The following is a 26308-nucleotide window of genomic DNA, read 5'->3' on the forward strand; positions in this document are numbered from 1 at the left end:
ATGCTCTACCTCGACCACGCCGCGACGGTGCCGGTCCGCCCCGAGGTCCTCGAGGCGATGCGCCCCTTTCTCACCGACGTCTTCGGCAACCCGTCCAGCCGTCACACGGTCGGCGAGGCTGCGGCGAGCGCTCTCGACGACGCCCGATCGCGCGTCGCCGCCGTGCTCGGGATGCGGTCGGGAGACGTGGTGTTCACGGCGGGAGGCACCGAGGCGAACAACCTGGCGGTGAAGGGCATCGTGCTCGCCGCCCTGTCCAGCGGTCGACGCCACCTCGCCGTCTCCCCCATCGAGCACGAGTCGATCCTCGAGTCGGCGGAGTATCTGCGGCGGTTCCACGGCGTCGAGGTGACCATGGTCGCGGTCGACGACGCCGGGCGGATCACCGTCGACGCGCTGCGGAGCGCGGTGCGCGACGACACGGCTCTGGTCGCGATCGGACACGCCAACAACGAGATCGGCACCGTCCAGGACGTGACCGCCCTCGGGAGCGTCGCTCGCAGTGCGGGGGTACCCCTGCACGTCGACGCCGTGCAGTCGGCAGGGTGGCTGCCCCTCGCGGGGCTCGGCGCGGATGCCATCGCCGTCGCGGGACACAAGGTGGGGGCCCCGAAGGGCATCGGCGCGCTGGCCGTCCGTGGACGCGTGCCCCTCGAACCGCTTCTGCACGGCGGCGGTCAGGAACGCGGGCGACGCTCCGGCACCGAGAACGTGGCGGGAGCGGTGGCACTGGCCACGGCGCTCGAACTGGCAGAGGCCGAGCGCGCCGGCGTGAGTTCCCACATCGGAGCGTCGACGCAGCGGTTCATCGCCGGCGTCCTGAGCCTCGTGAACGAGGCCGCCCTCACCGGGGACCCGCTCGAAAGGCTGCCCGGCACGGCCAGCTTCACATTCGCCGGCGTGAGCGGCGAGGCCGTGCTCCTCGAACTCGAGCGGCGCGGAGTGGTGTCGTCCAGCGGGTCGGCATGCGCAGCGGGCAGTGACGATCCCTCGCATGTGCTCCTCGCCTGCGGTATCGACCCGCAGGTCGCCCAGACCTCAGTCCGCTTCACGTTCGGGCGCGAGCCGCTGCCGGCCGAACTCCCTGACCGACTCGCGCAGCTGGTCGCCGAGTCCGTGCGCGCCGTCGCCGGCCGGTGAGGGATCCCGCCCCACGCACCGGCCATAGACTCGGCTGGTGACCGCCTCCGCCCCGATCGTGACCCTGATCGTCCCCGGCCGCGACATCGCCGGTTTCGCTCCGGCCGCACTCGACTCACTGCGGGCGCAGACCGAGACCCGCTGGCAGGCTCTCCTCGTCGACGACGGATCGACGGATGAGACCGGCTCGATCTTCGAGGCCGCCGCCGCATCCGATCCGCGGTTCCGCGCCTTCCGTCATGAGGCCTCACGGGGCTTGGGGGCCGCGCGCAACGCCGCCCTCGACCGGGTCGACAGCGAGCTGGTCGGTTTCCTCGACGGTGACGACGAGCTGACGCCCACGGCACTCGAACGCCTCGTCGGCACGCTCGCCGAGACAGGCAGCGACTTCGTCGCCGGTGCGTACGTGCGGTCGCGCTTCGACGGCGAGGGCTACGTGCCAGGACGCGTGCAGCCCTGGGTCGAGGCTGCCACATCGCCCGCACGGTTCGGCACGAGCATCCTCAAGCACCCCCGCGCGAGCGCGAACATCGTGGCCTGGTCGAAGGTCAGCCGCACCGACCTGTGGAGCGACCTGAGATTCCCTGAGGGCGTGGCCTACGAGGACCAGGTCGTCGCGCAGCTCATGTACACGAGAGCTCGCGCCTTCGACGTCATCCCCGACACCGTGGTCCGCTGGCGTCTGCGCGCCGACGGCACCTCCATCACGCAGGGGCGCGCGCAGCTGCCCGTCCTCCGCGACTACCTTCGGGCCCTGCGCGGCGGTATCCGCGTCTTGCACGAGGCCGGTGCGCACGCGGCTGTCGCGGCACGACTCGAGCTCATCCTGGCGATGGACGTGCCGCCGCTGGTCGAGATCGCCGCCACTCATCCCGATCCCGACTACGCGGCCGAGGTGTCGGCGTTCACCTCCGAGCTCGAGGCGCTGCCCGAGTACGCCGACGCCCGACCGGACCCGACGCTCACGGCGGGCCTCGCGTGGTGAGCACGCCCGACAGGAGACCCATGGACGACTATCTCGCCGAACTCTTCTCCCTCCGCGGCCGCACGGCCGTCGTCACCGGCGGCAGCTCCGGCATCGGACGCGGCATCGCCACCGCACTCGCCCGCGCGGGCGCGGCGACCGTCATCGTCGCGAGAGGCGAGGAGCGGATCGCATCCACCGTCGCCGAGCTGACGGACGCGGGATGCCGGGCGGCCGGCGTCGTGGGCGACCTCGGCTCGCGCGCCGGCATCCGCGCCGTCGCCGAGGCCGCTGCTGTGCCTTTCGGCGAACCGGACATCCTGGTGAACTCGGCGGGGATCAACATCCGCCCTTCCTTCGCCGACATCACCGAGGAGGACTGGGATGCGACCATGACCGTGAACGCGCTTGCACCGTTCCTGCTCGGCCAGCGCTATGCGGTCGGGATGGCCGAGCGCGGGTTCGGACGGCTCATCCACATCAGCTCCCAGCAGGCGCATCGCGCCTTCGTCGGCAGCGGTGTGTACGGCGCCTCCAAGGGTGCGGTCGAATCCCTGATGCGCTCCGAGGCCGAGGCCTGGGGCGGCACCGGAGTCACGAGCAACACGCTGGTCCCCGGTTTCGTGCTCACGCCCCTCAACGCGCGCCTGCAGGAGGACCCCGCTCGGATCGCCGCCCTCGCCGCACGGACGATGATCGGGCGCAACGGTCTCCCCGAGGACTTCGCCGCAGCGGCCGTCTTCCTGGCCGGCAGCGGCTCGGGATATGTGACCGGCCAGTCGCTGTTCATCGACGGCGGGATGTCCGTGCACTGAACCGGATGCACTGACCCGGCGCCGGACTCAGGACTCAGGACTCAGGACTCAGCGGGGTACACCCGATCGTCGGTGCGAGGTGCGTCAAGCAGCGGCACAGGGGCGGTGAGCGTCGCCACGGCATCCGCTCCCGCAGAGTCCTCGGGAGCCTGGTCGGCCCGGCGGTGGGCGAGCGCCGCGCCGACGCCGCCGGTCACCGCCTCCTCGATGACAGCCTCGGTCTCGATGACCCTGGTGGCCGCGACCTGCTGCGCGGCGAGCTCGGCGTACAGTCCGCCGCGGGCGAGGAGCTCGGCATGCGTGCCCGATTCGACGATCTCCCCCGCTTCGAGGACGTGGATGACGTCGGCGCCGATCACGGTCGACAGGCGATGCGCGATGGTCAGAGTCGTGCGCCCCTTGGCCGCCTCGTCGAGGGCCTCCTGCACCACACGCTCCGACACCGTGTCGAGGGCCGAGGTGGCCTCGTCGAGCAGGAGCACCGGCGGGTCCTTCAGCAGCACCCTGGCGATCGCGATCCGCTGCTTCTCGCCACCCGAGAGCCGGTAGCCGCGCTCTCCGACGATCGTGTCGTAGCCGTCCTCGAATCCGGCGATGATGTGGTGGATGTTGGCCGCCGTGCACGCGGCGATCAACTCGTCCTCGGTCGCACCGGGACGCGCGTACAGCAGGTTCTCACGGATCGTCGCGTGGAACAGGTAGGTCTCCTGCGACACGATGCCGACCTGGTCGATGATCGACTCCTGGGTCAGCGTGCGCACGTCGGCACCCGCGAAGAGGACCGCACCGCCGTGCGCCTCGTACAGCCGCGGGGCGAGATAGAGGACGGTCGTCTTGCCGGCGCCCGACGGGCCGACGAAGGCGACGTGCTGACCCGGCTCGGCCACGAACGAGACGCCCTGCAGTGTGGGTCGCGCGTCGGGCGCCGCATCGGGATAGCGGAACACGACGTCGGCGAACTCGATGCGTCCGAGCGGGCCGGGAGCGTCGGCGACGGTGATCGCGTCCGGCGCGTCCTGGATCTCGGGCACGAGATCGAGGTATTCGAAGATGCGCGCGAAGAGTGCGGACGAGGTCTGCAGGTCGAGCGAGACCCGCATGAGTCCCATCAGAGGCTGCAGCAGTCGCGCCTGCACGGTGGTGAACGCGACGACGGTCCCGGCGGTGATCGCTCCCGTGCCTCCGGCGATCAGGTACCCGGACACGAGGTAGATCACGGCGGGGACGCTGGCCATGAGCACCTGCACGACCGCGAAGAAGCCCTGACCGCTCATGGCCCGGCGCACCTGGAGGGTCACCTGGTTGCGGTTCTCGGCCTGATAGCGCTGCGACTCGGTGCGCTGCCGGTTGAAGGCCTTGGAGAGCAGCATCCCCGACACGCTCAGCGTCTCCTGTGTGATGGAAGTGAGCTCCGACAGAGACTCCTGCGTCTCGCCGGCGATCCGCGCCCGCACCTGTCCGACCTTGCGCTGCACCACGATGAGGAACGGCATGAGGAACACGGCGATCAGAGTCAGCCGCCAGTCGATCAGGATCATCGCGACGAGCGAGGCGATGACGGTGACGACGTTGCCGAGGATGCTGGTGACCGTGTTCGTCAGCACGCCGGAGACCCCGCCGACGTCGTTCTGCAGCCGCGACTGGATGACGCCGGTCTTGGTCCGCGTGAAGAAGCCGAGCTCCATGGCCTGCAGATGCTCGAACAGTCGGACCCGGAGGTCGCCCGTCACACTGTTGCCGACGGTCGAGGTCAACCACGTCTGCGCGACTCCGAGCACCGCCGAGAAGAGGAAGAGGCCGACCATCGCCGAGACCAGCCAGATCAGCAGCTGCAGCTGCGGACCGCCGCCGTCCACCGGGAAGAGGGCGTCGTCGAAGATGCGCTGGACGATCAGCGGCGGGATGACGGCTATGCCGGCGCCGAACACCACGAGCACGCCCGTCCAGAAGATGCGCCAGCGGTACGGGCGGAAGAGGGAGACGACCCTCGACCCGAGACCGGTGATCGTCGGCGCCTCGGCGTTGAGCCGTCGCTGCGCGTTCTCGTCCACGCCGCGGAATCCGCCGCGCCCGCCCACCATGCTCATGTCGCCAGCGTAGTCACCGCAGCGGACACCGGACCCGGCCCGCGAGCCTGACCGTCCGCTGTGAGCGGATTCGGCGGGATCCGGAATGAAATGTCCGACACCGCCGTTACGCTGAATGGTCGCCGCGCACTCGCGCAGTTCCTCCCTCTTCCGTGCCTAGGAGGCCGTATGTCCGCTGTCGACACCGGTTCGATCGCCACGCCCCCGGCCGCTGCCGCTCAGGGCGGTGAGATCGCGCGCAGCGACATGCGTGTGATCTGGCTCCTGCTCGTCGCCGCATTCGTCGCGATCCTCAACGAGACGACGATGGGGATCGCGATCCCGCATCTCAACGTCGATCTCGGCATCCCGCCCGAGCTCGGTCAGTGGCTCACCAGCGCGTTCATGCTCACGATGGCCGTCGTCATCCCGACGACCGGGTTCATCCTGCAGCGCTTCACGACGCGACAGGTGTTCATCGCCGCGATGATCTCGTTCTCGCTCGGCACCCTGGTCGCGCTCGTGGCACCGGGGTTCGAGATCCTGCTGGCCGGCCGCGTCATCCAGGCCGCCGGCACCGGCATCATGATGCCGCTGCTCATGACGACGATCATGAACGTCGTGCCTCCGCAGTCCCGCGGGCGCATGATGGGCCGGGTCGGCCTCGTCATCTCCCTCGCGCCGGCGATCGGTCCGACCATCGCGGGCGCCGTGCTCGAGACGCTGCACTGGCGCGCCCTGTTCGCGATCATCCTCCCGATCGCCCTGGTCTCCCTCTTCATGGGCGTCAAGTGGATGACGAACCTCGGCGAGACCAGGGTCGTCCCCCTCGACGTCCTGTCGATCCCGCTCGCGGCGCTCGGATTCGGCGGCATCGTCTTCGGCCTCAGCCAGTTCGGCGGCGAGGGCGGCTCGGGCGAGACCGCCGGCATCATCGCGCTCGTCGTCGGTGCCGTGGCGCTGGCGCTGTTCGTGTGGCGTCAGCTTCTGCTGCAGCGGGTCGACGACGCCCTGCTCGACCTGCGTGTGTTCCGCTCGGCCAACTTCACGTTCGCGGTCATCATCATGACGATCCTGGCGCTGTCGATGTTCGGCACGCTGACCCTGCTGCCGCAGTACCTGCAGAACGTCGCGGGGCTCAACGCCCTCGAGTCGGGACTCATCCTGCTGCCGGGCTCGGTGCTCATGGGTCTGCTCGGTCCGGTCATGGGGCGGGTGTACGACGCCCGCGGCACGCGGCCGCTGCTGATCCCCGGCACCATCCTGGTCTCGGCAGCGCTGTTCTACTACTCCACCGTGGGCGAGCACACGGTCTGGTGGGTGCTGATCATCGTCCAGGCCGCGATGTCGGTCGGTCTCGCGATGTCATTCACCCCGCTGTTCTCCGCATCGCTCGGGTCACTGCAGCGTTCGCTCTACTCGCACGGCTCTGCGGTGCTGAACACACTGCAGCAGGTGGGTGGGGCCGCCGGCGTCGCGGTCCTCACGGTGACGTACTCGGCGATCCTGCATGCGGGCGAGGCGGAAGGACTGCCGACGGCCGTCGCCGGAGCCCCGGGGGCACGCATGGCCTTCCTCATCGCCGCGATCATCTCGCTCGCCGCGGTCGCGCTGAGCGCATTCGTGCGCAAGCCCGCAGACGACGCGGGAGCCGTGCACGGCGGTCACTGAGACCGGCGGTCGCTGGGACAGCCTGAGACACCGCAGCGGCGGCGTCTGATCGCTACTGCGTCTTCGGCGCAGGAAAGTGGCAGACGCCGCCGCTGCAGTATCCGGCGGCGGCATCGTCGAGCAGGTTCAGCGCGCCGGGGAGCTCGTGCAGCACAGCGGTTGCATCCTGCTCGGCGGGGTCCTGTGTCGTGGCCATCATCCGATCGTACGCCTGCTGCGCGGGGGTGGCGTCGATTCGCGGGGCGTTCCGGCAGTGCTCGGACGGTCCACCTCCCGTACGGTGGACGAGTGCTCACACGACTCCTGGCCCGCCTGTTCTGGACCTTCAGCCGCTGGACCCTCACTGCAGAGGCGACGCCCACGCGGCCGACCATCCTGATCGGGGCGCCGCACACGTCCAACTGGGACTTCGTCCTGATGCTGGCGATCGCGTGGCGTCTGCGCATCGAGGTGCACTGGCTCGGCAAGAGCAGCCTGTTCCGCGGATGGCGCGGGCCGGTCATGCGGCGCCTCGGCGGCATCCCGGTCGACCGGGCCGACCCTGCGCGGGTGGTGCAGGACGTCGTCGACCAGGTGAACTCGGGCGGCGTGTTCGGCCTGGTGATCACCCCTGATGGCACGCGAGGCGGCAACGAGTACTGGAAGTCCGGCTTCTATCGCATCGCGCGCGAGACCGGGATGCCGGTGACGCTGGGATTCGTCGATCGCACCACGATGACGACCGGGCTCGGTCCGACCGTCGATCTCACCGGCGATGTCGCCGCCGACATGGACCGCATCCGCGCGTTCTACGCCGACAAGGCGGGGCTGCGCCCCGAACGTCGCACCGTGCCGCGGTTGCGTGAGGAGACCCCGGCGGCTCCCTAGTCGTCCGTCGCGTCGTCCGCCTGCTCCAGCTCGGCGCGCGCGAAGTCGAGGTCCTCGTCGGAGAGGGTTTCCGCCATCCCGACGACCGCCCCCGTGATGACCCTGATCTCCTCGCGCGCGGACTCTCCGAGATGCGGCGCGGACTCGAGGAGCCCGAGTCGCGCCTCGTCGGACAGCTCCGACCACCAGTCCCTGATCGGCGGCAGAGTCATCCGTGCATGTCCGCTCTCGCGGGCGCAAGCCGCTGGACAGCATCGATGCCGTCCCGCGAGACTGGAGCCATGGAACCCGAAGACTCCCGCGCGCACGCGGTCGAGCACGACGATCGTGCGGACGGACGCGACGAGACGCCCAACGAGCGGGCCGACCGCAACTGGGAGGAGCTCCTGCAGGAGCTGCGGGTGATGCAGACGGGAACGCAGATCCTCACGGGGTTCCTGCTCGCCGTCGCCTTCACTCCTCGGTTCGAGGACATGGACGAGTTCCAGCGTGACGTGTACGTCGGGCTCGTCGCCCTCGCTGCCCTTGCCACGATCCTGGCACTCGCCCCTGTCGGCATGCACCGCGCCCTGTTCGGCCGACGGCGCAAGCCGGAGCTCGTACGTGTGGCCGCACGGATCGTGAAGATCGATCTCGTCGCGATCGCCGCCCTCACCATCGGTGTGACGACGCTCATCATCGACTTCACGGTCGACCGGGCTGCGGGACTCATCGCGCTGGTCTCCTCACTCGTGGTCGTCGTGCTGCTCTGGGTGCTTCTCCCCCGCCTCGTCAAACGTGAGGCGGAACGCCGACGGGGCGTCGATCGCGGATGATCGACGCCCCGTGGCGGCGGATCAGCGTCCGGCCGGGGTGCGGTTCTCCGCGCTGACCATCCAGGCGAACTGCTCGAGGCTCTCGATCACCGCGTGCAGGATGTCGGCGGACGTTGGGTCCTCCTCGTCGACGGCGTCGTGAACCCCCCTCATCGTGCCGACGGCGGCATCCAAGCGCTCGGTGATCAGGTCGATCGTGTCGGTGGTCGACACCTCGCCGGCGGGGAAGGCGGGCAACGATGTCGTCTCGGCGATGGTGTCCGTCCGGCCGTCCGGCACGGCGTGCAGGGCGCGCATGCGCTCCGCGACCGTGTCGCTGAAGGTGCGCGCGGCCTCGATGATCTCGTCGAGCTGACGGTGGGTGTCGCGGAAGTTGCGGCCGACGACGTTCCAGTGCGCCTGCTTGCCCTGCAGCGACAGCTCGATCAGGTCGACGAGCACGACCTGCAGATTGGCCGCCAGCGTGGGCGACGCGGTGAAGCCCTTCTCGGCGTTCTGTCGCCGCGTCGTCTTCGCGCCGCGCTTCGACGAGCCGGACTTCGGCGTGGGGGTGTCTGACTTCTTGTTCTCAGCCATGGGTTGTCCTCCTGCTCTCTGGCCTGCGACGGTAGCCGCGACGGCAGGCCGAATCGAGGGGGTTGACACTGCCCGCGGTGACGTCCGATCGTGGCGCAGTGACGAATTCAGAGACACCGACGACACAGACGACCAGCAGCGGAGCGGAGGTGGTGATCGCTCCGATCACCGAAGCAGATGCCGGTGAGGTCCTCACCCTCCAGCGCGCCGCCTTCGTCTCGGAGGCGCAGATCTACGGCAGCGCCGACATGCCGCCCCTGACGCAGACCCTCGCGGAGGTGGAAGCGGAGCTGCGCTCGAGCACCGGCCTGACGGCTCGCATCGACGGACGACTCGTGGGGGCGATCCGCTACCGCGAGGACGACGGGGTGCTGCTGATCGGTCGGATCGCCATCGCACCGGACACCCAGGGCGAGGGCATCGGGCGCACGCTGCTCGCCGAGGCGGAGCGCTCGTCCACGGCACGCGTGGCCGAGCTCTTCACCGGCAGCCTGAGCGAGGCCAACATCCGGCTGTACGAGGCGTGCGGATACGAGGAGGCCGAGCGGGTGCCCCAGGGCGACGGCACCGATCAGGTCTTCCTGAGAAAACCTCTGCATCAGGTGGGAGACCCCTCCGAACCGCGCGCGTCGGGTTGAAAACGACCCCGCCGGTGCGGAATCGTGGCCCGGACACGTCGCGTCCGCGGCGTGACCGCAACCGGAAGGAGAGTCTCGTGCTCACCCTCACCGACAACGCCACCGCAATCGTCAACACCCTCGTCAGCCGTCAGACCGACGCTGACGACGCCGGCCTCCGCATCCACTCGACGCCGGCTCCCGGACCGGACGGCGGCGCACGCCTCGCCGTCCTCGTCACCCCCGACCCCGAGCCCGCGGATCAGGTCGTCGAGGTGTCCGGCACCCGCCTGTTCCTCGACGAGACGGCAGCGGCCGCCCTCGACGACAAGATCCTGGACGCCGGGGTCGATGACGAGGGGTCGGTGTCCTTCGCCGTGCTGTCGCAGGTCGCCTGACGGCTCGCCCCCCAGGATTCACCGGATGCCGCGGCTCGCTGAGCCGCGGCATCCGTGCGTCCGCCGGAGTGCGCGCGGGGAGTGCGCGCACCCGGCGCTCGCGTAGGTTAGAGGGAGAGCGCGATCGTCGCCGCTCGAGGAGGACCGTTCACCGCATGAAGTTGGCACTGCTCCGTCGGTACGTCGTCCTCGCTGACACGCTGCACTTCCCGCGCGCGGCGAAGGAGCTCGGCATCCCCCTCGCGTCGCTCTACACCTCCCTCGACAAGCTCGAGGCCGAGGTCGGGCACACCCTCGTCAATCGGGAGGGCACGCCCCGGTTGACCAGTGTCGGGGAGCTGTTCCTCGTCGAGGCGCGCGCGACCGTCGCGGCGGCGCCGCCGCCTGCCCCGAAGACCGTCGCGCCGGCCGGAGGCAAGGCCAAGGCATCCAAGGGCAAGGGTCGCGCGCCCATCGTGAAGGGTCAGCCGAAGCCCTACAAGAAGCGTCAGGGACGCTGAGCGTCAGTCCTCGGAGACCTGTCCGGCCTCGACGCGCCACCGACGGTCGGTATGGACGGCGTCGAGCATCCGCCGATCGTGCGTGACAAGCAGCAGCGTCCCCGTGTACGACTCGAGGGCGTGCTCCAGCTGCTCGATGGCGGGGAGATCGAGATGGTTCGTGGGCTCGTCGAGCACCAGCAGATTGACGCCGCGGGCCTGCAGGAGCGCGAGGGCCGCTCGGGTCCGCTCCCCCGGCGACAGCCCATCGACCGGGCGGGTGACGTGGTCCGCCCTGAGTCCGAACTTCGCGAGCAGTGTCCGCACCTCCGCAGAGGACATCTCCGGCACGAGCGACTCGAAGGCGTCGGCCAGCGCCGCGTCGCCGACGAGGAGGGATCGGGCCTGGTCGATCTCGCCGACCTGCACGCTGCTCCCCTGCGCCGAAGTGCCCTCGACGGGCACCTGGCGTCCCAGGAGCGCGCGCAGGAGCGTCGATTTGCCCGCTCCGTTCGGGCCCGTGATGCCGATCCGGTCTCCCGCGTCGACCTGCAGCGACACGGGGCCGAGCGAGAAATCGCCCTGCCGGAAGACCGCTGAGTTCAGCGTAGAGACGACGGTGCTCGATCGGGGCGCCGAGCCGATGGTGAACTCGAGCTGCCACTCCTTTCGCGGCTCCTCGACCTCGTCGAGGCGCGCGATGCGGCTCTCCATCTGGCGGACCTTCTGAGCCTGCTTCTCGCTCGACTCCGTCGAGGCCTTGCGCCTGATCTTGTCGTTGTCCGGCGCCTTCTTCATGGCGTTGCGCACGCCCTGGCTCGACCACTCGCGCTGGGTCCGAGCGCGCGCGACGAGATCGGCCTTCTTGTCGGCGAACTCGTCGTACTTCTCCCGCAGGTGACGGCGCACGACGGCCCGCTCCTCGATGTACGCGTCGTATCCTCCGCCGTACAGGCGGTGGCTGTTCTGAGCGAGGTCGAGCTCCAGCACCCGCGTCACGCTGCGCGCGAGGAACTCACGGTCATGGCTGACGAGCACGACGCCCCCGCGCAGCCCGCGGACGAAGGCTTCCAAGCGCTCGAGTCCGTCGAGGTCGAGGTCGTTCGTCGGCTCGTCGAGGAACACGATGTCGAAGCGCGACAGCAGAAGCGCGGCGAGACCGACGCGCGCGGCCTGCCCGCCCGAGAGACCTGTCATGAGCGCGTGCGCTCCGACCCCGCTGTCGCCGGGTAGCCCGAGGTCTGCGAGCATCGCGGGGATGCGATCGTCGAGATCGGCGGCACCGCTCGCCAGCCACCGGTCCAACGCCTGAGAGTATGTGTCGGCGGGGTCGGTCCCCGCCGGGGCGAGCGACGGGTCGCCGAGCGCGGCAGCCGCAGCATCCATGTCCTCGGTCGCCACCGCGCACCCGGTGCGCCGGGCGATGTACTGCGAGACAGTCTCCCCCTCGACCCGCTCGTGCTCCTGGGGCAGCCATCCGACGAACGCATCGACGGGAGCGAGGGACACCGCGCCCTCCGCGGGTGGAAGGACGCCGGCCAGGATGCGCAGCAGCGTGGACTTGCCCGCGCCGTTGGCCCCGACGACTCCGATCACATCACCGGGGGCGACCGTCAGATCGAGACCCTCGAAGAGGATGCGGTGGCCGTAGCCGCCCGCCAGATTCTGGGCGACGAGGGTGGCGGTCATCAGACCATTGTCTCAGTCGACCGTCGCCCACAGGACACCCGATCACGGTTTCGGAACGCTGCACCGCGTCGCGCGCGCCGGCTGCTCGTGACCAATACGATCGGGGCATGCACCGTCAGGCTTCCCTCGTCCTTCTCGCCGCCTCTACTGCTCTCCTACTCTCCGCGTGCGCGCCCGAGCCCGCTCCCGGCGCTTCCACTCCGACGCCGACGGCTGCCGAGACGCCGAGCTCCCCGCCCACCGACGCGGAGGACTCCCGCTTGATCGTCTCGATCGACGGACTCGAGCTCGTGGACGCGGATGCCGCAGGGTCGGCCCCCTTCGACGACCCTGCCGCCGTTCTCGCCCTGCTCGAGGAGGCGACCGGCGAGGCACCGGTGCAGACCGACCTTCAGGACCCGCCGGGGTACGAGACCGACCTCGTGAGCTACGACTGGGACGGTCTGGGTGTCGTGACGGACGAGGGCGGCCAGGGCACGTTCTCGCGCATCGTCGTCGACGCGGCCACCGTGAGTGGGGTGCCGATCGCCTCCGAGGACGGCCTCGTCATCGGTTCGACACGCGACGACGTCCTCGCGGCGCAGGGCTGGGACGTGTGGGACGAGGACGAAGACGGAATCGCCGACTACCTCGGCGTCGGCGAGCAGGAGGTTCCGGGGACGACGTCCCTGAGCCGACCGGGTGAGACCGGCATCCAGTACCTGATGTTCGCCCTCACCGACGACGCGGTGACGCAGATCAGCGCTCCGGCAGACGACTACAGCGACCTCTGAGCGGCAGACCCCGCTCGGGGTCCTCCGCCGGCGTCCCGATCTGGTGTCCCGAGTCAGGCGTGCCGAGTCAGGCGTGCCGAGTCAGCCGTCGTCCCGATCTGCACACGATGCCCCGGACCGCACATCCTTCTGGTCGACAGCTGTGCGATCTGGGGCATCCTGTGCAGGCCGTGCGCTCGTGGGCCGCAGCCGGGTCAGTCCCAGTCCAGGTACTCCTCGATGATCACACCCGTCTCGATCGGGTGGTGCATCGGGAAGAGGTGATCGCCGGCGATCGTCTTGATGCTCGAGCGGTCGGGAATCGTCGCCTGCAGCGCTTCGGCGTTCGCGGCGGGAGTGTCGGAGTCCTCGGTGCCCTGCACGATCAGCACCGGGATCGCGGGGGCCACATCGATGTCGACATCCTCGACCCCGAGCAGCAGCAGTCCGTTCGCACGGTCCGGATGCGCCGCGACCAGGGCCCGGGCGATCGTGCCGCCGAATCCGTGCCCACCGACCCAGGTGTCCTCGATGCCGACCTGGTCGATCACTGCGATGACGTCGTCGACACGCTGGTCGAGCGTGGCCTCGGAACCCGACCGGTGACCGACACGGAGCACGTGGAAGCCCGCCTCCTCGGCGAGGTAGTGCGCGGCGACTCCCAGGACGTCTGCGGCAAGACCCTGCTCCTGGATGAGCACGAGCTTCACGGGTCCGTCGCCCTCGTCCACGAACGGGATGGCACGGCCCTCGGGCTCGAAGATCTGGGTGTCGGTCATGGGCGCACGGCTCCTCGTTCGGCGTTCAGGGATCGACATCCAGCGTAGTCGGAGACCGGCCGCCACCCCGCCCGGCGACGAGCACGAGCGCTCCCGCGACCAGGCAGAGCCCGTTGGCGAGGAGGGCGAGGGCGACGAGCGGAGCGATCACGCCGTCGTGGCGCAGCCACAGCACCACGGGCGCCACGATCGACGTTCACTCATCGCAGTCGACGGACCAGGAGCGCTCCGAAGAGGACCGCGGTCACGGCCGTCACGAGCACGAGGACGCAGTTCATCCCGAGGCTGAACCAGGTCGGCACCTCGGCCTGACCCGAGGCGAGATCGATCCATCCGGCCGTCCACTCCCCCGGCGCAGCGAATGCGGTGACAGCGGTCGGGACGAACAGCACGAGAGCGACGACGGACACGGCGAACCAGAGCAGCTCCTGCCCCACCGTCGTCCTCCGCACCATGGACCCAGTATGCCGCGCCCGAAGGATGCCGGGAATCGACGCGCGCCACCTCCTGCGTGGGGGCGTAGAGTCAGGGCAGGAGCTGACCCCGGTTCCCCGAAGATGGGAACCCGTTGTCCGACATGACACGCTCGTCCGCTGCTCACCGCACGCCTCCGACCGACGGGCTCCTCAGCCTCGGACTGCTGGCCGGCTCCTCGATGGAGAACGAGCGTCGCCTGCCGATCCATCCGCGCCATTTCGATCGGATCGACGCCGACGTGCGAGCACGGATGATCGTCGAGCACGGCTATGGTGCCGACTTCCAGCTCGAACCCGGTTACATCGAGGCGCGTGTGGGGCGGGTCGCCGACCGGTCCGAGGTCATCGCCTCCGCCGATGTGCTGCTGCTTCCGAAGCCGCAGCTCGCCGATGTCGCCGCCATCCCCGAGGGCCGGATCCTGTGGGGATGGCCGCACTGCGTGCAGGACGTGGCTCTCGCGCAGCAGGCGATCGACAGCCGGCTCACGCTGATCGCCTTCGAGGCGATGAACCACTGGACGGCGCAGGGCGACATGAGCCTGCACGTGTTCCACAAGAACAATGAGCTCGCGGGCTACTGCTCCGTGCTGCACGCCATGAGCCTCGTCGGCTCGACCGGCGACTACGGGCCGCGGCTGCGCGCCGTCGTCATCGGATTCGGCGCGACGGCGCGAGGTGCGGTGACGGCGCTCAACGCACACGGGGTCCACGACATCGAGGTCCTCACGCAGCGCGGAGCGGCTGCCGTCGGCTCCCCCATCCACAACGCCCACCTCACCCAGTTGAACACCGACGACGGGCCCACCCACCTGAGCGAGGTGAGCACGGATGACGGAGCGGTGCTCCTGCCCGGCTTCCTGGCGACCTACGACATCGTCGTCAACTGCACCTTCCAAGACGTCGCGGCACCGCTGACATACCTGCGCACCGAAGACCTCGTTCGCTTCTCGCCCGGCAGCCTGATCATCGACGTCTCGTGCGACGAGGGCATGGGCTTCGAGTGGGCGACGCCGACCTCCTTCGAGGCGCCGATGTTCACCGTCGGGCAGGGCGTGAACTACTACGCCGTCGATCACAGTCCGTCCTACCTGTGGAACTCCGCCACCTGGGACATCAGCGAGGCCCTGATGCCATTCCTGCGGACCGTGCTCGAAGGCCCGGACGCGTGGGCGGAGAACGAGACGCTCACCCGCGCGATCGAGATCCGCGACGGCGTCGTGCAGAACCCGAGCATCCTGAGCTTCCAGGGGCGCGACGCGGCGTATCCGCACGCGCTCAGCGTCACGCTCTGACGGATCGGGTCCGATAGCGCGACGATCGGGTGATCAGCGACCACAGAGGTGCGATCACCGCTCCCCTCTTCGAACGGCACAGTGGCGACTCTCTGCTGCGCTGTGAATCCGCTGCTCATCGGCATTCGAAGTACCTTCGTCGTTGAAACGGAACTCCACCGAGTTCCGGGCCCTTCCGGTCTCATCCGGAATGCGCGCTGTGATCTCCGAGGTCGGGTTTCGCCCGCAGGACATCGGCGATGTCCTCCTCAGGACGCGGCGCGATGGTCTCGTCGAGTTCGAGTTCGGGGACTGACGGCTCGTCCGGGGCGGGTATGTGCTCGTTGAGGTCAGACATGGCGAATCCTTCGGTCGGCGACACACACAGCGTACGCGTCTATATCTGCCGTTTCAGTCCGACGTGAGCAGCCTCGTATCCGAGGCGGGCGTAGAAGGCGCGGGTGCGATCCCGCGCCTCGTCGGTGGTCACCTGCGCCAATCGCGCCCCACGCGCACGGCCGAAATCGTGAGCCCACTCGATCATCGCCGCACCCAGGCCCTGTGACCGTTCGCCCGGCGCGACTCGCAGTCCCTCGATCTGCAATCGTGTCGAACCACCGCGGGAGAGGCCAGGGATGACGGTCAGTTGCATGGTGCCGACGATGTGGTCGGCATCGTCGCGGAGAACGCCCAGATAGTGGGAACTGTCGCGAGCGACCGCGCTGAAGGCCGCCTCGTAGCGCTCGAGCTCGACGCTCTCACGGTCCGACCCGAATCGATCATCGAACAGCAGCGCTGCAATGGGCGCGATATCGTCACGGTCTGCACGCTCGAGCCGGAACGTGCGGTCTGCCACCTGCAGCCGTCCACGAACAGATGACCTCGCATCCGCCTGCAGTCGTGTGACGAGCAGATCAAGCCATCCGCCGACGTTGTCCCGAGCCTCGGAGGTGTCGGGATAGCGGCATCGCAGGTGCAGTCCCGACTCGTCCAGGATGAACCACAGCATGACGCGGTCCGTGTCGGTCGCCGCGCTGACGTACTGGGCATCGAGCCCGATGGAGTCGATCCGCACCGGCAACCTGCGCAGATCGAGCCACGAGATCGCGAACATACCGGGCGTCACGGGCATGCCACCCCACGGTGCGAGTACGTCTGCGAGCGGCCACGCACCGAGGTGCACCGCCTCCTTCACCGCCGCCGCGGCCGCATGCGGTTCGGCGACGTCCGACTCGAGGACGGAGTTCGTGATGAACCATCCGACCGAGTCATGCCAATGGTCCTCGAAGCGGCTGTGCACGGGAAACACGGCCCGAAGCGGGACACCCGCCACCTCACGGGTCACCGCAGTCATCGCGACCACGGCGCGTGCGAGGGTCGAGACGCCGTCCTCACGGGCCTGCGCAGCGAAAGCCGCGGCGTCGTCCACATCGAACACGTCACGCACTTCCACACGTTCGCGATGCGGTTCGGGCGTCCCCAGGGCCAAGGGAAACTGCGGCATCGCACCACCGCTGTCCTCGATGACGGCTTCCCATCGCCGACGCACGTGGTCCGGCGCAGCATCCCGATCCAGCAACGCCTGCGTGTGCTCCACGAATGCGGGTGCAGGCCCGGGCATCGGTCCGCGCCTGTCCTCCCCGCGTCCAGCGCAGACAGCAGGTCGCGGGCGATCACCAGCATCGACCACATGTCGACGTGCGCGTGGTCCGCGGCGATCACCACGGTGAGCCCCGCTGCGGTCTCCAACACGCACAGCCGGTGCGACGGATGCCGGTACGGCGAACACGCCGCATCGAGGACGTCCCGCAACGCGTCGTTGACAGCCTGGCCCGGGGCCACCTGATGCTCGACCCAGCTTCCGCCGTCGATCTCGATCTCGTGAAGCAGAGGCTCGCCATCAGCACCCGGCGCGAATGCCGATCGCAGTGTGCCGTGGCGAGCGACGACAGCCAGCCAGGCATCGGCGATCGATTCACGGCGAGTCGGCGCGGGCAGCCGGAACGACAGCGCCATCCAGGAGCCTGGTCGATCGCCGGCCGCGACATGGATTCGCTGATCGAACGACACGGGGAGGCGTCGTCCCAGCGCAGACGCGCTGACGTCGTAACCCCAGAGCCGTCCGAACGGGAGGCGGAGGTGCGTGACGTTGGTCAGTCGCATGGGCAGTACCCTATCGCCCCCGGATAACCTGAAACCCCACGACCGCCCGAGCGGATGCGGTGGGTCACCGATCGAGGAGCCCGATGCCCACTTTCGAGGTAGCCGGAGCCGAGCTGGCTGTCGCGTTGAGCGATGAAGGCGGACACCCGGTCGTCCAGCTGCATGGCCTCACCTCCAGCCGGGCCCGCGATCGGGTGCTCAATCTCGACCTCGGTCGAGGCCTCAGCGGAACTCGGCTGCTGCGGTACGACGCACGCGGCCATGGCCGGTCGACGGGGCGGAAAGTCCCCGAGGACTATGCCTGGCAGAACCTCGCTGACGATCTTCTGCGATTGCTGGATCACTGGTTCCCGGGCGAACGCGTCCACGGGGTCGGCCCCTCCATGGGCGCCGCGACCCTTCTTCACGCCGCGTCGATCGAGCCGGACCGCTTCACCGGGCTCACACTCATGGTGCCGCCCACTGCGTGGAAGACCCGACCGGGTCACGCCGCACACTATCGAGCAGCGGCTGCGCTCATCGAGTCTGACGGCGTGGAGGCATTTCACACCGCCACGCGGGGATCGGTTCCGCCCCCGGCCACCGTCGGGTCGCCGGAGACATGGCCCGATGTCGCCGACGCTCTCTTGCCGTCGTTGCTTCGCGGCGCGGGGCTCAGCGATCTGCCTGCCCCCGAAGCCGTGGCACGAATCGATGCGCCGACGACGATCCTGGCGTGGGTGGGTGATCCGGGCCACCCGCTGTCGACTGCGGAATCCCTCGCCGTGCTGCTCCCGCACGCGACCCTGAGGGTCGCCCGCACCCCGGAGGATGTCGAAACCTGGCCCGAGATCCTTCGTCAGGACGTCGACCGCCGCGGCTAGACCGCCCGTTCGATCGGACTGCGTCAGTTGTTGAAGCGGAACTCCACGACGTCGCCGTCGCCGTCGCTCATCGCATCCTCGACCTCGTCATCCTCGGTGAGATACGCGGTCCCGAAGACATCACACTCCAGCGTGGCAATGGCGCTGATCAAGTCCGCCTCCAGCACAAATCCACCTTGCGTGCTGTCGGAGTGCCCTGACCACCAGAGCCTGGTCTCTCCGCCTTGACGTAGCTCTATGAGTGCCTGAGCGTTGGGTTCCAGTCTCACCACCAACGCGCGAAGTGCAGAGAAGCCGGTCTGATCGTCGGCACCCGGTTCGTCAACACTCTCCGTGAGCGACCAATAGGTCCGCTGGTGCGTCAGACGCTCCGGGGCATAGTTCCGACCGGCCCGCCCCGCAGGAGTGAGATCGCCTTTGTCACCCCAGTCGCTGGGCTCCAGTCCGAGCATCGCAGAGATCTCGGCTACCGTCCTCGTGTCGCTGTGGATGCTGAGCGACGCCCTGTTGCCCTGGATCATCGGCGAAACTTACTTGGACCCGCCAGATGTGTTTCCGATACGGAACTCCACGACGTCGCCGTCCTGCATGACGTAGTCCTTGCCCTCGAGGCGCGCCTTGCCCTTCGCACGCGCTTCGACGACGGAGCCGGTCTCGACGAGGTCGTCGAACGAGACGATCTCCGCCTTGATGAAGCCCTTCTCGAAGTCGGTGTGGATGACGCCGGCAGCCTGAGGCGCCTTCGAGCCCTTGGGGATCGTCCAGGCGCGCGCCTCCTTGGGGCCGGCGGTGAGGTAGGTCTGCAGGCCCAGCGTGTCGAACCCGATGCGCGCGAGCTGGTCGAGGCCGGACTCGTCCTGGCCGGTCGAGGCGAGCAGCTCGGCTGCGTCCTCGGGGTCGAGGTCGATGAGCTCGGACTCGATCTTCGCGTCAAGGAAGATCGCCTTCGCCGGAGCGACGAGCGCCGCGAGCTCGGCCTTGCGCTCGTCGTTCGTGAGCACCGCCTCGTCGACGTTGAAGACGAAGATGACCGGCTTGGAGGTCAGCAGACCGAGCTCCCGGATCGGCGTCAGGTCGATGCCGGCGACGGACAGCAGCACGCCGCGCTCCAGGGCATCCTTCGCCGCCTTCGCCGTCTCCAGGACGACGGGCTCGATCTTCTTGCCGCGTACTTCCTTCTCGTACCGGGTGATCGCCCGGTCGACCGTCTCGAGGTCGGCGAGCATCAGCTCGGCGTTGATCGTCTCCATGTCGGATGCCGGGTTCACCGCACCGTCGACGTGCACGACGTCGTCGTCGGCGAAGCCACGGACCACCTGAGCGATCGCGTCGGCCTCGCGGATGTTCGCGAGGAACTTGTTGCCGAGCCCCTCACCTTCGCTCGCGCCTCGGACGATGCCGGCGATGTCCACGAACGACACGGCGGCAGGCAGTATGCGCTCGCTGCCGAAGATCTCGGCGAGCTTGTCGAGACGCGGATCCGGCAGGTTCACCACCCCGACGTTCGGCTCGATCGTCGCGAACGGATAGTTCGCCGCGAGGACGTCGTTCTTGGTGAGAGCGTTGAAGAGGGTGGACTTGCCGACGTTGGGCAGGCCGACGATGCCGATAGTGAGAGCCACGGGCGTCGAGTCTACCCGTCGCCGATGCGACGTTCCTGCGGACTGTCGCCGCGGTGACCGTCAGCGCCGCACGGCGCGGAAGGCGTGGGTCACGTAGGGCAGGTCGATCGTGCCGTCGCCGAGACCGAGCTCGTCGAACAGCGCGTCCATCGCGCTCGCGATCTCCGCGCGCTCCTCGGGGGCTGCGGCGATGAGGTAGCTGCGCGACAGCGCCATCTGGTGCAACTGCGTGCGGGTCATCGGGCGGGTCCACTCCCAGGTGTGCGTCTCGGCGTCCGCGAAGGGAGCCTCGATGCGCGGGCCCTCGGGTCCGTTGACCAGGTTCTCGGCCGGACTGCTGTGCATGATCTCCGTCAGCCGTCGCACCCACTCCACGCGCTCGTCGCGGATGTTCCAGATCAATCCGAGCACGCCACCTGTGCGGACGACTCGACCGATCTCGGCAGATGCCGCGACCGGCTCGACCCAGTGCCAGGCCTGCCCGAGCACGACGGCGTCGAGGCTCGCGTCCGGCAGGGGCAGGCGCTCCGCAGATCCGCGGAAGGTCGGGACGCCCTGGACGCTCTGCCGCAGAGTGGCGAGCATCGTGTCGTCAGGGTCCACTGCCACGACCTCGGCCTCGGGGGCCTGGGCGAGGACGCGCGTGAGCTTGCCCGTCCCTGCGCCGACGTCGGCGATGCGGCGCGACCCGTGCGGCATCGCGTCGAGCATCCACGCCACGGCTTCGAAGGGATACTCGGGCCTTCCGGCCTCGTAGTTCTCCGCCTGCGCGCCGAACGATGTCGCCCTGTCTGCACTCATGTCGCCAGCCTACGGCGCGTCCTCCTCGGTCGACTCCGAAGCCGGGGAGAGAGTGGGGATGTGCCACTGGATTTCACTGCGATCGACTTCGAGACTGCGAACTCCAGCCCGGCATCCGCCTGTTCCGTCGGACTCGTCCGCGTGCGAGACGGCCAGATCGTGGCCACCGCCGGATGGCTGATCCGCCCGCCGGCAGGGCACGACGAGTTCCAGGAATGGAACACCAAGATCCACGGCATCCGCGCGCACGACGTCGTGACGGCCGCCACCTGGGCCGATCAGTTCGACCGACTGTGCGCCTTCGCCGGTGCCGATGTGCTGGTCGCCCACAACGCCGGGTTCGACCTGAACGTGCTGCGCCGCGCCTCCGAGGCGACCGGGGGCGACTGCCCGCCCTACCGGTCGCTGTGCAGCCTGCAGGTGGCCCGCAAGGTCTACGAGCTCGAGTCCTATCGGCTGCCGAAAGCGGCCGAGGCCGCCGGCTTCACGGGCTTCTCCCACCACGACGCGCTCGCGGATGCGCTCGCCTGCGCGCACATCATCATGGATGCCGCCCGCCGCACCGCCTCCCCCGACGTCTTCGCCCTGGCGACAGCGCTCAAGCTGCGTGTCACGGAGCCCGTAGCCGCCGTGCCCGTCGCCGCCGTGCCCGAGCGCGCCGTCGCCTGAGTCGCGCTGACACCTGGCGCGTCGTCGCCTGAGTCGCGCCACGCGAATGTCCGACCCCTGGCGCATCATGGGGTCATGGACGCTCTGACGATGGTTCTCCTCCTGGTCGCTCTGGCGGCCGGCGTGGCCGGTGGCTGGTTCCTCCGCGCCTCGCGTGGGGCGGCCGACCTCGCGCGGGCACAGGCCGAGCTCGCCGCCGCGCGCGACGACCGCGACCGGCAGTACGACCTCTACCGGGATGCCGTCGAGCATGCACGGCTGGAGCAGCGTGCCGAGGCGCAGCGCGTGCAGCAGCAGAACGCGGTGCTCACGGCACTGGCGCCCGTACGCGAGAGCCTGCAGCAGATGCAGCAGAAGGTGTCCGCGATCGAGCAGGAGCGGCACGTGCAGTTCAGGTCGCTGGCCGAGCAGCTCCGCCGTGCCCAGGAGTCCGACGAGGCTCTGCGTGCGACGACCGAATCCCTCGCGGGTGCACTCAAGTCGACGGCGACGCGAGGCGTCTGGGGAGAGACGCAGCTCCGTCGTGTCGTCGAGGCCGCAGGTCTGACCCGCCATGTCGACTTCGACCTCCAGTCCACCATCTCGTCCGACCGCGGGCAGGGCCGCCCCGACATGGTGATCCGCCTTGCGGGTGGCACGTCCATCGCCGTCGACGCCAAGGTGCCGCTCGACGCGTACCTCGAAGCCTCGGCGCTGCCCGGGGGCGACTCGCACGAGACGCAGCGACGAGCGCACATGCAGAGGCACGTCAAAGCGGTGCGCGCGCACATCGACGCCCTCGCCAAGAAGGCGTACTGGTCGGGACTCGACGCGAGCCCCGAGTTCGTCATCTGCTTCCTGCCGAGCGAATCCCTGCTCGCGGCGGCGATCGATGAGGACCCGACGCTGCTCGACTACGCGTTCAGCAAGCGAGTGGCGCTCGCCTCGCCCGTGAACCTCTGGGCGGTCCTGAAGACCGTGGCGTACACGTGGACGCAGCAGGAGGTCTCGACCGAGGCGCGGGCGCTGCTGAACCTCGGCACTCAGCTCTACGACCGGCTCGGCGTACTGGCCGGCCACGCGGATGATCTGCGCCGCGCCCTGGAGCGCACGGTCGACAGCTACAACCGCTTCGCCGGCTCGCTGGAGAGCAGAGTGCTGGTCACCGCTCGGCAGTTCCCCGGCATCAGCGCCACAACGCTCGACGCGGTGCCGCCGACGATCACGGCGCAGTCCCGTAAGTTCACGGCAGCAGAGCTGGTGGAGGGCGGTGCCACGGCAGACGGCACCGCAGCACAAGCAGATTCTTCCGCAGACGCAGCCTCAGCAGACGAAGCTCCGGAAGGTGGCGCGACTGATGCTCCGACCCTACAGGCCGACGTGGGTGAGATCCGATCGCGGCTCGGCGATCACCAGGCGATGGGTGGCTGAAAGACAGGCGGCTGACGGAAAGACAGCTGCGGCAGCGGAACGCCCGTGCTCAGGCGATGCCGGGTACGCCGCTGAGCAGCAGGATGACCAGGCCGCTCGTCACGACGAAGGCACCGACCATCCACCAGGAGCTGAGCTCGTGGCCTTCATCACGGCGGACGCGGAACAGCACGTCGGCACGTCGCGCGGGATCCGAGACCGGAGCCTTCGTCACGGCGGCGGGTGCGTGGGACAGGGGAACGCCCGCTTCATCCACGGAGACACGCATGATGCGGCCGGTGCTCGTCGTCACGATCTTGGTCGGCGCGGCTTTGGAGCCACTCGTGTGCTGCGTTGTCATCGGTCTGCCCTCCTGTGCCTGCGGTGCCTGGCGGCTCCGTCGACGGCGACAAATCCAGTGTCAATTGTGACACGGACGCGGAGGAAAGCCGGCCCGGCGCTCTGGAGGGCTGTACCGGGTCGGTAACGATGACCCGGTACAGCTCAGAGGGTCGTGGTCAGAGCCACTTCGAGACGAGGTGCTCGGAAGCGATCCGGCGCAGCGTGCCCGAGGCCCCGCGCAGCACGACGCTCTCGGTGTAGATGTACCCGCCGTCGCGCCGCACGCCGTCGACCAGCTGGCCGTCGGTGACGCCGGTCGCGACGAAGATCGTGTTGTCACCCCGCACCAGATCGTTCGCCTCGTATACGCGATCCATGTCGAGTCCGGCATCGATCCCGCGCTGACGCTCATCGTCGTCACGCGGCCACAGACGCCCCTGGATGTGCCCGCCGAGCGCCTTGATCGCGCAAGCCGTCACGATCCCCTCCGGGCTGCCGCCGATACCGACGCACATGTCGGTGCGCGCCGCGTGACGGGCAGCGTTGATGCCGCCGGCGACGTCGCCGTCGCTCATCAGACGGGTGCCGGCACCGGCATCCCGGATCTCCTGGATCAGTTGCTCGTGGCGGGGACGGTTCAGAACCGAGACGACGATCTCGTCGACGGGCTTGCCCAGCGCGCCGGCGAGCTTGCGGATGTTCTCGCCCATCGGGAGCCGGATGTCGACCACGCCGACGCCTGCCGGGCCCGTGACGAGCTTGTCCATGTAGAACACGCTGGAGGCGTCGAGCATCGACCCGCGGTCGGATACGGCGATCACCGAGAGCGCGTTCTGACGCCCCGCGGCGGTGAGCGACGTGCCGTCGATCGGGTCGACGGCGATGTCGCACTGCGGACCGGTGCCCGTGCCGACGACCTCGCCGTTGAACAGCATGGGAGCGTTGTCCTTCTCGCCCTCGCCGATGACGACTCTGCCCTGGAAGGCGACCGTACCCAGGAAGGCGCGCATCGCGTCGACGGCGGCACCGTCGGCGGCCTCCTTCGCGCCACGTCCGATGAACGGCACGGCGCGGATCGCGGCGGCCTCAGTCGCGCGCACCAACTCCATCGCCAGGTTTCGGTCGGGACGAAGAGGGCTCAGATCCGCAGTAAGACTCACCATGCGGCCAGCCTAACCAGGGAGGCGCGTCAACCAGCCCGTTTTCGGGCAACAACAGACGAAGGAATCGCGATTCTTAACACGAGAATAGGACAGGGGTGCTCGCGGGGTCACCTCGACAGCAGCACCGAGTCAGCCCCGATAGAGTGACAGCTGTCCCGGCTTCCCCTATCGCAGGAGTTCTCATGCCCGTCGCCACCCCGGATCAGTACGCCGAAATGCTCGACCGCGCGAAGGCCGGCGGCTTCGCGTACCCCGCCTTCAACGTCTCGAGCTCGCAGACGATCAACTCCGTCCTGCAGGGCCTCACCGAGGCGGGCTCCGACGGAATCATCCAGGTCACCACCGGTGGCGCCGACTACTTCGCCGGCCACACCGTCAAGGCCCGCGCGACCGGCGCGCTCGCGTTCGCCCGCTACGCCACCGAGGTCGCCAAGAACTACCCGGTGACCGTCGCCCTGCACACCGACCACTGCCCGAAGGACGCCCTCGCCGGCTTCGTCGAGCCGCTGATCGCCGCATCCGAGGAAGAGGTGAAGGCCGGCCGCAACCCGATCTTCCAGTCCCACATGTGGGACGGGTCCGCAGTCCCCCTCGCGGAGAACATCGAGATCGCCAAGGATCTGCTGCCCCGGATGAAGAACATCAACGCCATCCTCGAGGTCGAGATCGGCGTCGTCGGCGGCGAGGAGGACGGTGTCGCGCACGAGGGCTCGAACGACGCTCTCTACACGACCTTCGCGGATGTCGATCAGGCCGTGCAGGCCCTCGGCCTCGGCGAGCAGGGCCGCTACATCGCCGCCCTCACCTTCGGCAACGTCCACGGCGTCTACAAGCCCGGTGGAGTCAAGCTGCGCCCCGAACTTCTCGGAGAGATCCAGGAGCAGGTCGCCGCGAAGTACAACACCGGTGCGAAGCCGCTCGATCTCGTCTTCCACGGTGGCTCCGGCTCCACGGATGACGAGATCGCCCTCGCGGTCGCCAACGGCGTCATCAAGATGAACATCGACACCGACACGCAGTACGCCTACACGCGCGCGATCGCCGACTACATGTTCAAGAACTACGACGGCGTCCTGAAGGTCGACGGCGAGGTCGGCAACAAGAAGCAGTACGACCCGCGCGCCTGGGGCAAGGTCGCGGAGACCGCCATGGCGGCTCGCGTCGTCGAGTCCACGCGCCAGCTCGGCTCCTACGGCCAGTCGAAGAGCTGACCGGAACCTGCCTGATGCAGAGATGCCCCCGACCGACAGGTCGGGGGCATCTCTGCGTATCCGGCGACTAGCGCGCCGCCATCGTGTCCATGAAGGAGATGAACGCCGGGTCGTTCATCAGCGGGATCGCGACGCAGATCGATGCGATGAACAGCGTGACCGCCGCCCCGACGAGCGGAACCCACCAGGCGCGCCGTCCGCTGCGCAGCCGGCGGACCGAGAAGTAGGCGGTGAACGACCACCCCGCCGCCAGCACGACTGCGGCGATCGTGCCCCAGAGCTTGCCCTGCGCGAAGTTCGTGAACTCGCCGTCCGCGCCGACGGCTCGGAGCACCTCGTTCATCGCCGTGGAGAAGTCGAGGTAGGACAGCCCGGTGACGACGACGTTGACGAGGCCGTAGGCGAGGAGCGCGATCGTCACGAACCGGTCGACCGGGCTCGAACTCGCAGGGCGCGGCTCCGCGGTCGGAGCCGGAGGTACGACCGGTGATTCGGCTGCGACCGGCATCGCGTCGAGCGGCGGCAGGCCTGCTGCCCTGCGCTGCTCCTCGAGGGTGGCGATCTCGCCGTACTGCGGCCGTTGGTCCGTCATCACGCCATGGTATCCGTCCAGCCTCTGCGCGGCTCTCAGGGTGATGGCGCCGAAAACGATGGCGGCCCCGGAGAAGTGGGGACTTCACGGGGCCGCGGATTCGGAACGCTGGGGACGT

32 protein-coding genes are annotated in these 26308 nt (G+C 69.0%); 15 read left to right on the forward strand and 17 right to left on the reverse strand.

The genetic code is table 11. The annotated features are described in order from the left end of the window. The 3 genes from ACESK8_RS08445 to ACESK8_RS08455 are packed head-to-tail and all read left to right on the forward strand — an operon-like array spanning window position 1 to window position 2919. Window positions 1-1140 (forward strand): cysteine desulfurase family protein, encoded by a 1140-nt coding sequence (locus ACESK8_RS08445; protein ID WP_372968174.1) that lies wholly within the window; start codon window positions 1-3, stop codon window positions 1138-1140. 37 nt (window positions 1141-1177) lie between these two features. Beyond that, entirely contained in the window at window positions 1178-2125 is a 948-nt protein-coding gene (locus ACESK8_RS08450) for a glycosyltransferase family 2 protein (protein ID WP_372968175.1), read from the forward strand. Between the two features lie 20 nt (window positions 2126-2145). Next, window positions 2146-2919, forward strand: coding sequence for an SDR family NAD(P)-dependent oxidoreductase (locus tag ACESK8_RS08455; RefSeq protein ID WP_372968176.1), 774 nt, complete (start codon window positions 2146-2148; stop codon window positions 2917-2919). 41 nt (window positions 2920-2960) lie between these two features. On the opposite strand, the gene ACESK8_RS08460 is transcribed toward ACESK8_RS08455, so the two are convergent. Beyond that, window positions 2961-5006 (reverse strand): ABC transporter ATP-binding protein, encoded by a 2046-nt coding sequence (locus tag ACESK8_RS08460; protein WP_372968177.1) that lies wholly within the window; start codon window positions 5004-5006, stop codon window positions 2961-2963. Window positions 5007-5174: 168 nt separating this feature from the next. On the opposite strand from ACESK8_RS08460, the gene ACESK8_RS08465 reads away from it, so the two are divergent. Continuing rightward, complete coding sequence (locus tag ACESK8_RS08465) at window positions 5175-6656, forward strand: DHA2 family efflux MFS transporter permease subunit (RefSeq protein WP_372968178.1); 1482 nt, start codon at window positions 5175-5177, stop codon at window positions 6654-6656. 52 nt (window positions 6657-6708) lie between these two features. On the opposite strand, the gene ACESK8_RS08470 is transcribed toward ACESK8_RS08465, so the two are convergent. Then, the gene (locus tag ACESK8_RS08470) at window positions 6709-6852 is read right to left on the reverse strand and encodes a hypothetical protein (protein ID WP_372968179.1); all 144 of its coding nucleotides are present in this window, start codon (window positions 6850-6852) and stop codon (window positions 6709-6711) included. 92 nt (window positions 6853-6944) lie between these two features. Here ACESK8_RS08470 and ACESK8_RS08475 point away from each other — a divergent pair, with 92 nt between their 5' ends. Beyond that, window positions 6945-7523: a 1-acyl-sn-glycerol-3-phosphate acyltransferase gene (locus tag ACESK8_RS08475; RefSeq protein ID WP_372968180.1), complete on the forward strand. Its 579-nt coding sequence runs from the start codon at window positions 6945-6947 to the stop codon at window positions 7521-7523. Here the strand turns inward: ACESK8_RS08475 and ACESK8_RS08480 are convergent. Then, the gene (locus ACESK8_RS08480; RefSeq protein WP_372968181.1) at window positions 7520-7735 is read right to left on the reverse strand and encodes a hypothetical protein; all 216 of its coding nucleotides are present in this window, start codon (window positions 7733-7735) and stop codon (window positions 7520-7522) included. The two genes, ACESK8_RS08475 and ACESK8_RS08480, sit on opposite strands and share 4 nt — an antisense overlap. Window positions 7736-7804: 69 nt before the next feature. Between ACESK8_RS08480 and ACESK8_RS08485 the strand changes: the two genes are divergently transcribed. Beyond that, window positions 7805-8338, forward strand: coding sequence for a DUF6328 family protein (locus ACESK8_RS08485; RefSeq protein WP_372968182.1), 534 nt, complete (start codon window positions 7805-7807; stop codon window positions 8336-8338). A gap of 21 nt (window positions 8339-8359) precedes the next feature. Here ACESK8_RS08485 and ACESK8_RS08490 read toward each other — a convergent pair whose 3' ends face one another. Then, window positions 8360-8914 (reverse strand): Dps family protein, encoded by a 555-nt coding sequence (locus ACESK8_RS08490; RefSeq protein WP_372968183.1) that lies wholly within the window; start codon window positions 8912-8914, stop codon window positions 8360-8362. 98 nt (window positions 8915-9012) lie between these two features. Between ACESK8_RS08490 and ACESK8_RS08495 the strand changes: the two genes are divergently transcribed. The 3 genes from ACESK8_RS08495 (at window position 9013) to ACESK8_RS08505 (ending at window position 10429) form a co-directional block, all read left to right on the forward strand. Continuing rightward, the gene (locus ACESK8_RS08495; protein ID WP_372968184.1) at window positions 9013-9552 is read left to right on the forward strand and encodes a GNAT family N-acetyltransferase; all 540 of its coding nucleotides are present in this window, start codon (window positions 9013-9015) and stop codon (window positions 9550-9552) included. 77 nt (window positions 9553-9629) lie between these two features. Then, window positions 9630-9929, forward strand: coding sequence for a hypothetical protein (locus ACESK8_RS08500; RefSeq protein ID WP_060926767.1), 300 nt, complete (start codon window positions 9630-9632; stop codon window positions 9927-9929). Window positions 9930-10084: 155 nt separating this feature from the next. Further along, complete coding sequence (locus ACESK8_RS08505) at window positions 10085-10429, forward strand: LysR family transcriptional regulator (RefSeq protein WP_060926768.1); 345 nt, start codon at window positions 10085-10087, stop codon at window positions 10427-10429. A 3-nt stretch (window positions 10430-10432) separates the two neighbouring features. On the opposite strand, the gene ACESK8_RS08510 is transcribed toward ACESK8_RS08505, so the two are convergent. Then, a complete protein-coding gene (locus ACESK8_RS08510) occupies window positions 10433-12097 on the reverse strand; it encodes an ABC-F family ATP-binding cassette domain-containing protein (RefSeq protein ID WP_372968185.1) in 1665 nt (554 codons plus the stop codon). 107 nt (window positions 12098-12204) lie between these two features. Here ACESK8_RS08510 and ACESK8_RS08515 point away from each other — a divergent pair, with 107 nt between their 5' ends. Further along, entirely contained in the window at window positions 12205-12870 is a 666-nt protein-coding gene (locus tag ACESK8_RS08515; RefSeq protein WP_372968186.1) for a hypothetical protein, read from the forward strand. Between the two features lie 194 nt (window positions 12871-13064). Here the strand turns inward: ACESK8_RS08515 and ACESK8_RS08520 are convergent, their stop codons facing one another. From ACESK8_RS08520 to ACESK8_RS08530, 3 genes are read right to left on the reverse strand one after another with little or no spacing between them, the layout of a single operon-like run. Beyond that, the gene (locus ACESK8_RS08520) at window positions 13065-13628 is read right to left on the reverse strand and encodes an alpha/beta fold hydrolase (RefSeq protein ID WP_372968187.1); all 564 of its coding nucleotides are present in this window, start codon (window positions 13626-13628) and stop codon (window positions 13065-13067) included. Between the two features lie 25 nt (window positions 13629-13653). After that, window positions 13654-13806: a hypothetical protein gene (locus ACESK8_RS08525; protein ID WP_372968188.1), complete on the reverse strand. Its 153-nt coding sequence runs from the start codon at window positions 13804-13806 to the stop codon at window positions 13654-13656. A 22-nt stretch (window positions 13807-13828) separates the two neighbouring features. Beyond that, window positions 13829-14083 (reverse strand): hypothetical protein, encoded by a 255-nt coding sequence (locus ACESK8_RS08530; protein WP_372968189.1) that lies wholly within the window; start codon window positions 14081-14083, stop codon window positions 13829-13831. Window positions 14084-14205: 122 nt separating this feature from the next. Here ACESK8_RS08530 and ACESK8_RS08535 point away from each other — a divergent pair, with 122 nt between their 5' ends. Then, window positions 14206-15396 (forward strand): N(5)-(carboxyethyl)ornithine synthase, encoded by a 1191-nt coding sequence (locus ACESK8_RS08535; protein WP_372968243.1) that lies wholly within the window; start codon window positions 14206-14208, stop codon window positions 15394-15396. A 181-nt stretch (window positions 15397-15577) separates the two neighbouring features. Here the strand turns inward: ACESK8_RS08535 and ACESK8_RS08540 are convergent, their stop codons facing one another. Genes ACESK8_RS08540 through ACESK8_RS08550 form a run of 3 tightly spaced genes read right to left on the reverse strand, consistent with a single transcriptional unit; the run spans window position 15578 to window position 17391 of the window. Continuing rightward, window positions 15578-15733, reverse strand: coding sequence for a hypothetical protein (locus tag ACESK8_RS08540; RefSeq protein ID WP_372968190.1), 156 nt, complete (start codon window positions 15731-15733; stop codon window positions 15578-15580). A gap of 39 nt (window positions 15734-15772) precedes the next feature. Continuing rightward, on the reverse strand, window positions 15773-16813 hold the full coding sequence (locus ACESK8_RS08545; protein ID WP_372968191.1) for a GNAT family N-acetyltransferase: 1041 nt from the start codon (window positions 16811-16813) through the stop codon (window positions 15773-15775). Continuing rightward, complete coding sequence (locus ACESK8_RS08550; RefSeq protein WP_372968192.1) at window positions 16726-17391, reverse strand: hypothetical protein; 666 nt, start codon at window positions 17389-17391, stop codon at window positions 16726-16728. Before ACESK8_RS08550 ends, ACESK8_RS08545 begins: the two co-directional genes overlap by 88 nt. A 230-nt stretch (window positions 17392-17621) precedes the next feature. Here ACESK8_RS08550 and ACESK8_RS08555 point away from each other — a divergent pair, with 230 nt between their 5' ends. Then, on the forward strand, window positions 17622-18401 hold the full coding sequence (locus tag ACESK8_RS08555) for an alpha/beta fold hydrolase (RefSeq protein WP_372968193.1): 780 nt from the start codon (window positions 17622-17624) through the stop codon (window positions 18399-18401). A gap of 23 nt (window positions 18402-18424) precedes the next feature. Here the strand turns inward: ACESK8_RS08555 and ACESK8_RS08560 are convergent, their stop codons facing one another. The 3 genes from ACESK8_RS08560 to ACESK8_RS08570 are packed head-to-tail and all read right to left on the reverse strand — an operon-like array spanning window position 18425 to window position 20824. Then, on the reverse strand, window positions 18425-18922 hold the full coding sequence (locus tag ACESK8_RS08560; protein ID WP_372968194.1) for a DUF4279 domain-containing protein: 498 nt from the start codon (window positions 18920-18922) through the stop codon (window positions 18425-18427). A gap of 9 nt (window positions 18923-18931) precedes the next feature. Next, window positions 18932-20023: a redox-regulated ATPase YchF gene (gene ychF, locus ACESK8_RS08565; protein WP_372968195.1), complete on the reverse strand. Its 1092-nt coding sequence runs from the start codon at window positions 20021-20023 to the stop codon at window positions 18932-18934. A 60-nt stretch (window positions 20024-20083) separates the two neighbouring features. Next, window positions 20084-20824: a class I SAM-dependent methyltransferase gene (locus ACESK8_RS08570; RefSeq protein WP_372968196.1), complete on the reverse strand. Its 741-nt coding sequence runs from the start codon at window positions 20822-20824 to the stop codon at window positions 20084-20086. A 60-nt stretch (window positions 20825-20884) separates the two neighbouring features. On the opposite strand from ACESK8_RS08570, the gene ACESK8_RS08575 reads away from it, so the two are divergent. Together ACESK8_RS08575 and rmuC are read left to right on the forward strand one after the other, a co-directional pair. After that, window positions 20885-21493, forward strand: a complete 609-nt coding sequence (locus ACESK8_RS08575) for an exonuclease domain-containing protein (protein ID WP_372968197.1) — start codon at window positions 20885-20887, stop codon at window positions 21491-21493. A gap of 75 nt (window positions 21494-21568) precedes the next feature. Further along, window positions 21569-22903, forward strand: coding sequence for a DNA recombination protein RmuC (gene rmuC, locus ACESK8_RS08580; RefSeq protein WP_372968198.1), 1335 nt, complete (start codon window positions 21569-21571; stop codon window positions 22901-22903). 49 nt (window positions 22904-22952) lie between these two features. Here rmuC and ACESK8_RS08585 read toward each other — a convergent pair whose 3' ends face one another. Beyond that, window positions 22953-23243 (reverse strand): hypothetical protein, encoded by a 291-nt coding sequence (locus ACESK8_RS08585; RefSeq protein WP_060926775.1) that lies wholly within the window; start codon window positions 23241-23243, stop codon window positions 22953-22955. Window positions 23244-23400: 157 nt separating this feature from the next. Beyond that, window positions 23401-24387: a class II fructose-bisphosphatase gene (gene glpX, locus ACESK8_RS08590; protein WP_372968199.1), complete on the reverse strand. Its 987-nt coding sequence runs from the start codon at window positions 24385-24387 to the stop codon at window positions 23401-23403. A 182-nt stretch (window positions 24388-24569) separates the two neighbouring features. Here glpX and fbaA point away from each other — a divergent pair, with 182 nt between their 5' ends. Then, window positions 24570-25598, forward strand: a complete 1029-nt coding sequence (gene fbaA, locus ACESK8_RS08595) for a class II fructose-bisphosphate aldolase (RefSeq protein ID WP_372968200.1) — start codon at window positions 24570-24572, stop codon at window positions 25596-25598. Window positions 25599-25665: 67 nt separating this feature from the next. Here the strand turns inward: fbaA and ACESK8_RS08600 are convergent, their stop codons facing one another. After that, window positions 25666-26190: a DUF6264 family protein gene (locus ACESK8_RS08600; RefSeq protein WP_372968201.1), complete on the reverse strand. Its 525-nt coding sequence runs from the start codon at window positions 26188-26190 to the stop codon at window positions 25666-25668. Between the last annotated feature and the right edge of the window lie 118 nt (window positions 26191-26308).

Origin of the sequence: Microbacterium sp. (assembly GCF_041641055.1) — a bacterium.
In the GTDB taxonomy this organism is placed as follows: domain Bacteria; phylum Actinomycetota; class Actinomycetes; order Actinomycetales; family Microbacteriaceae; genus Microbacterium.

What these genes read in the sequence shown, in the direction of transcription:
- fbaA (WP_372968200.1), top strand. Translation starts at nt 24,570, where the DNA reads ATGCCCGTCGCCACCCCGGATCAGTACGCCGAAATGCTCGACCGCGCG.
- ACESK8_RS08530 (WP_372968189.1), bottom strand. Translation starts at nt 14,083, where the DNA reads ATGGTGCGGAGGACGACGGTGGGGCAGGAGCTGCTCTGGTTCGCCGTG.
- ACESK8_RS08515 (WP_372968186.1), top strand. Translation starts at nt 12,205, where the DNA reads ATGCACCGTCAGGCTTCCCTCGTCCTTCTCGCCGCCTCTACTGCTCTC.
- glpX (WP_372968199.1), bottom strand. Translation starts at nt 24,387, where the DNA reads ATGGTGAGTCTTACTGCGGATCTGAGCCCTCTTCGTCCCGACCGAAAC.
- ACESK8_RS08550 (WP_372968192.1), bottom strand. Translation starts at nt 17,391, where the DNA reads ATGGCGCTGTCGTTCCGGCTGCCCGCGCCGACTCGCCGTGAATCGATC.
- ACESK8_RS08480 (WP_372968181.1), bottom strand. Translation starts at nt 7,735, where the DNA reads ATGACTCTGCCGCCGATCAGGGACTGGTGGTCGGAGCTGTCCGACGAG.
- ACESK8_RS08445 (WP_372968174.1), top strand. Translation starts at nt 1, where the DNA reads ATGCTCTACCTCGACCACGCCGCGACGGTGCCGGTCCGCCCCGAGGTC.
- rmuC (WP_372968198.1), top strand. Translation starts at nt 21,569, where the DNA reads ATGGACGCTCTGACGATGGTTCTCCTCCTGGTCGCTCTGGCGGCCGGC.
- ACESK8_RS08540 (WP_372968190.1), bottom strand. Translation starts at nt 15,733, where the DNA reads ATGTCTGACCTCAACGAGCACATACCCGCCCCGGACGAGCCGTCAGTC.
- ACESK8_RS08555 (WP_372968193.1), top strand. Translation starts at nt 17,622, where the DNA reads ATGCCCACTTTCGAGGTAGCCGGAGCCGAGCTGGCTGTCGCGTTGAGC.
- ACESK8_RS08460 (WP_372968177.1), bottom strand. Translation starts at nt 5,006, where the DNA reads ATGAGCATGGTGGGCGGGCGCGGCGGATTCCGCGGCGTGGACGAGAAC.
- ACESK8_RS08510 (WP_372968185.1), bottom strand. Translation starts at nt 12,097, where the DNA reads ATGACCGCCACCCTCGTCGCCCAGAATCTGGCGGGCGGCTACGGCCAC.
- ACESK8_RS08520 (WP_372968187.1), bottom strand. Translation starts at nt 13,628, where the DNA reads ATGACCGACACCCAGATCTTCGAGCCCGAGGGCCGTGCCATCCCGTTC.
- ACESK8_RS08560 (WP_372968194.1), bottom strand. Translation starts at nt 18,922, where the DNA reads ATGATCCAGGGCAACAGGGCGTCGCTCAGCATCCACAGCGACACGAGG.
- ACESK8_RS08490 (WP_372968183.1), bottom strand. Translation starts at nt 8,914, where the DNA reads ATGGCTGAGAACAAGAAGTCAGACACCCCCACGCCGAAGTCCGGCTCG.
- ACESK8_RS08485 (WP_372968182.1), top strand. Translation starts at nt 7,805, where the DNA reads ATGGAACCCGAAGACTCCCGCGCGCACGCGGTCGAGCACGACGATCGT.
- ACESK8_RS08600 (WP_372968201.1), bottom strand. Translation starts at nt 26,190, where the DNA reads ATGACGGACCAACGGCCGCAGTACGGCGAGATCGCCACCCTCGAGGAG.
- ACESK8_RS08455 (WP_372968176.1), top strand. Translation starts at nt 2,146, where the DNA reads ATGGACGACTATCTCGCCGAACTCTTCTCCCTCCGCGGCCGCACGGCC.
- ACESK8_RS08470 (WP_372968179.1), bottom strand. Translation starts at nt 6,852, where the DNA reads ATGGCCACGACACAGGACCCCGCCGAGCAGGATGCAACCGCTGTGCTG.
- ACESK8_RS08535 (WP_372968243.1), top strand. Translation starts at nt 14,206, where the DNA reads ATGACACGCTCGTCCGCTGCTCACCGCACGCCTCCGACCGACGGGCTC.
- ACESK8_RS08505 (WP_060926768.1), top strand. Translation starts at nt 10,085, where the DNA reads ATGAAGTTGGCACTGCTCCGTCGGTACGTCGTCCTCGCTGACACGCTG.
- ACESK8_RS08465 (WP_372968178.1), top strand. Translation starts at nt 5,175, where the DNA reads ATGTCCGCTGTCGACACCGGTTCGATCGCCACGCCCCCGGCCGCTGCC.
- ACESK8_RS08585 (WP_060926775.1), bottom strand. Translation starts at nt 23,243, where the DNA reads ATGACAACGCAGCACACGAGTGGCTCCAAAGCCGCGCCGACCAAGATC.
- ACESK8_RS08570 (WP_372968196.1), bottom strand. Translation starts at nt 20,824, where the DNA reads ATGAGTGCAGACAGGGCGACATCGTTCGGCGCGCAGGCGGAGAACTAC.